A 3,622-nucleotide genomic window follows, 5' to 3' on the forward strand; every position below is an offset into this window, starting at 1 on the left:
CCGCAGCAAAGCGCAAGAGCGTGAACCGCAATCGTTCAGGGGGTCAACTTTGGAAGCCTATCACCCCAAAACTAGGGTCAACATTGCAGGCTTATTCACAGATAGTTGAAGGAACTGGCAACGATCCGCGCGAAACCGCGCTCGTCTCCAGACAGATCAGCAGTGTAGGTATTCAGGCAATGAGCGGCGCGGCCGGCGGCCTTCAATGCAGCGAGAACGACTGAAGAATCGAGTCCTCCCGACATGAAGACCAGCGGGCGCTCATAGGCAGCGCAAAGCGACGCGACCGTATCGCACACCACCTCTCTGACGCTATCGGCCGCCCGCGCATTCCCCGGCTCACGGGGATCTGGACAATGATCCCAGGGGGACCAGAAGGGACGCTCGACCAGCTGGGTGACCCGTCCCGTCAGCGCCATACCCGGCCGCAAATCGAAAATGCCCGAAAGGCAGGTTTCTTCCGCATAATAGCCGTCCGAGGCTATGAAGTCGCGGACGCGGTCGCTGGCGATCGTGAAGCGATCGCCGAGCAGCTTGACATCGTTGCTGATACGAAGGCCGCTCGGCACAGCCTTGTAATAGGCAGAGAGTGCTCCAGAAGGGTCGCGGGCCACCAATGGACCGTCGCCATTTGCGCTATCACACACAAGCACATAGGAGCCCCAGAAATGGGTGCTGATTGCCTCAAGCATTTCCGTCTGCCCGGTCGCCTCCCAATTCAGAAGGCTATCCAGCGCCCTTTCGCGGCCCTTGCGAGGAAAGAAGGCGCCCATAATCACACCCACACCTCCGGGCAGAAGCGTGAAGGGCAGACCAGGCGAAATGCCAATCGCCACTCGATCGCTTGTGAAGACCGTCAGCAGCCCGGCCTCCGCGATCCGACCTTGCGCGCCAGGCAACCTATCCGCCACCACAAGATAGCGCTCTGCCATCATGACGCGAATACCGGGGTAAACTGAGCGACATGCTCATGATGGTCGTCGAGTACGGTGACGCCGCGCTGAAGCCAGCAATGCGCCTGGAAAGGCAGGAGACGAACTCCGAAAACGAGCGCCGCGCCATAGCCGCAGCGTTGCATCTGGCGTCGGATCAACAAGGATTGCGACAGGCATTGATCCTTTGCCCCGAATATCCGGCCTGCGGCGTGAACCGCCTCGACAATCTGGGCGATATCTTCTGCTCCCCGTTCGCTCCGTTCGTAAAGGAGATTGCTCAGATCTTGTGTGAGCAAGCGCCGGAGCCCTTTCTTGGCCAGTACCCGTTTTACATATACACGATCGAACAGGGCGACCGGCGACCGAACGGCCCTGGTGTACCGCGCCGCGCGGGTCGCGAGCGATCGCTCAGCCACCGGCACGCGGACGGCGCGAATATCGTTATCGCCGACCGCATCGCAAATAATCCGAGCCGCAATAAGGCTCTTAATATGGTGCTGATCAATACTTTGCCCTTGGGCCAGCGCCAGAAAAGCCTCATTGAGTTTTGGCGATAGACAAAAATAGCGGTCGCTGGCGATTGCCAGGAAAATCGCCTGGTTTGCGCCGACGCCGTATGAGAGACCATCCGCCAAGACAAATCCCACAGCACCCTCCTTGCCAAGAAAAGGGGCACGCGGCTGCGTGCCCCTTCCCCTTCACTCGTCGGCGAGGCCCATGCTCTCGCGCGCGAAGTTGGTGAGAATGTCCTCCTGGACACCGAAAGGACCCCGGGTCAGTTCGGTAACCGAGCCGAGTTCGATGATGTCGGACTGGCCGACCGTTTCGTCGTCACGCATCGTTTCACTCCTCATAACAGCCGCAATGGTGCGGCCATCAAAAGGTAGTTCAGCGACGGATATATATCGCAGCTTATAAAGCGCCGATCCGGCGCAAGCGACCGAAAGTTCTTTTGGAATTCGTCACTAACGCCCGAGATTTCCAGTCTGAATAAGATCATCACTCGATAAAAAAATGCTCGACGATCGTGCGGGCACAGCGACGATGATGGGCCAGAAGTTGTCGCCGAAGACGCACACGATCGTGCTGCTGCGCAAGATTATGAATGGTAACGCATTCCAGCAGCGCCCTTCTGCTGCCGCGGCATTGATATGTGCGAATCCATCTCAGGCGTTCATTCGCCTGTTCGCCCCAGGCCAGGATGGCCTTGTTGTTGGAGGCGACGAAGAGAGTGATGAGAATTTTTTCGAGAAGCTGCACGGCTTCTTCAGCAGTGGGCTCTCCGGCGAGCGGTTGATCGTCCACCCTCATTGCCGGCGACCCGCTCCAGCGTTGCAAGCACACCACCAACAGCTTCTGGCTAAGGTCAAGAATATCGAGCAACATATCCCGGCTGCTCAGCTTCACATGAAAGCCCTCGACCGTCATCTCGACGAGACCTTCGCCTACCAGGCGATAGATCGCCTCGCGCACGGGCGTAATGCTCGCCTCATACCGGCCGGCAATCTTCGTCGCCGTCAGCTTGGCGCCAGATGTAAAGTGGCCGCCGAGAATGTCGGCCTTCATTGTCCGGTAGATGCGATCATGCGTGATCGGCTCGGGTGCGGGCATTGATGACTTACGCACCTTCGGGTAGCTGCGGCGACCACCAGCGCGGCGTCAGCTTCTGCTTCATCCGCGTAAGATTTCGCCTCGCGATGAGGTCGATGCATTCGCGCTCGATATCGTGGTAATCGCCGTATGTCAGTTCGCGAGGAAACTCCATCTGGTGCCCACGGAATAGAAACGGCAAAAATATATAGCCTGTCGTAAGCTGGAGATGTTCAGCGCAGACGACGTGAAAATCGAGGCGGGAACTTGGATTTCCAGATTCGATTTCTTGCAGCCAACGTCGGCTGATGCCAATCTCACGCGCGAACTGCGCCTGCGTGATCCCGTTTCGTCTACGCGCCTGTTCGATACGGCTTCCGGACAACTCCTTCACGAAGTTGAGAAGCGGACTATTCGCTAGCGCAGTCGCCTTGTCTGGTGACATGTGCCCCCTTCTTTGGAGAATGAGCCGCCATGGAATCCCTGTGATCGGACCATAAGCAGCGCTCGCAGTACCGCAACATAAAGTGTCGCCGATCCGGCGAGTCTTCGTCCGGCGAAATCAAGGACTTCACCCCTGCGCACGACCACTGCCCGGCCAAGCTAACTGCGCCGTGCAAAGTAGCGCCGCCCAACAATCGATGCGCCTGGTCGGAAATATGATCGAGATTTGCGCACTGTAGTGCGCATTGGGCAGCAAAATGCGCTTTGCGCACTCAAATGCTCCCGTGGTTGCCGCGATGCTTCCGTTCGGCCATCCACCTCTCATCGGACAAGATGCGAAGCGCAAATGCCCTGTGACCACCTTAGTGTCGAACATGAGGCAGAATGGAGCTTCGCCCCAAATGTGGGAGTTCGCGATGATAGTTGCCTTTACCTCTCTGGTTGCGACCAGCCTTGCGGTCCATGCGGCCACACTCTCCCGGCCAGAACGGCATAGTGACGATGGGCTTCCAATCTCGGCTACGCCACGCCAGCATGTCGTTGCCGAAGGCGGTGGACTTGTAACGGTTTTGTGCCGGTCACTTGAGAGTTTAAGGCTCATTCAAGGAGACCGACGAGATGATCAAGCATAGCGAAGAGTTCAAGCAGGAGGC

Annotated in this window: 5 protein-coding genes; all 5 read right to left on the reverse strand. The window is 57.9% G+C overall.

Annotated elements, in window-relative coordinates:
* Positions 1-95: 95 nt before the first annotated feature.
* Complete coding sequence (locus tag ACFO3E_RS15140) at positions 96-935, reverse strand: asparagine synthase-related protein (protein WP_380805788.1); 840 nt, start codon at positions 933-935, stop codon at positions 96-98.
* Positions 932-1,582 carry a lasso peptide biosynthesis B2 protein gene (locus ACFO3E_RS15145; RefSeq protein WP_380805791.1) on the reverse strand — a complete coding sequence of 217 codons (651 nt, stop codon included), beginning with the start codon at positions 1,580-1,582 and terminating at the stop codon, positions 932-934. The genes ACFO3E_RS15140 and ACFO3E_RS15145 overlap by 4 nt, the downstream gene beginning before the upstream one ends.
* Positions 1,583-1,633: 51 nt before the next feature.
* A complete protein-coding gene (locus tag ACFO3E_RS15150; protein ID WP_380805793.1) occupies positions 1,634-1,774 on the reverse strand; it encodes a hypothetical protein in 141 nt (46 codons plus the stop codon).
* A gap of 160 nt (positions 1,775-1,934) precedes the next feature.
* Positions 1,935-2,546 (reverse strand): GntR family transcriptional regulator, encoded by a 612-nt coding sequence (locus tag ACFO3E_RS15155; RefSeq protein ID WP_380805796.1) that lies wholly within the window; start codon positions 2,544-2,546, stop codon positions 1,935-1,937.
* Positions 2,547-2,553: 7 nt separating this feature from the next.
* Positions 2,554-2,970 (reverse strand): helix-turn-helix transcriptional regulator, encoded by a 417-nt coding sequence (locus ACFO3E_RS15160; protein WP_066529736.1) that lies wholly within the window; start codon positions 2,968-2,970, stop codon positions 2,554-2,556.
* Between the last annotated feature and the right edge of the window lie 652 nt (positions 2,971-3,622).

It is taken from the genome of Sphingobium tyrosinilyticum, from assembly GCF_042654265.1.
GTDB classification, from domain to species: Bacteria; Pseudomonadota; Alphaproteobacteria; order Sphingomonadales; family Sphingomonadaceae; genus Sphingobium; species Sphingobium tyrosinilyticum.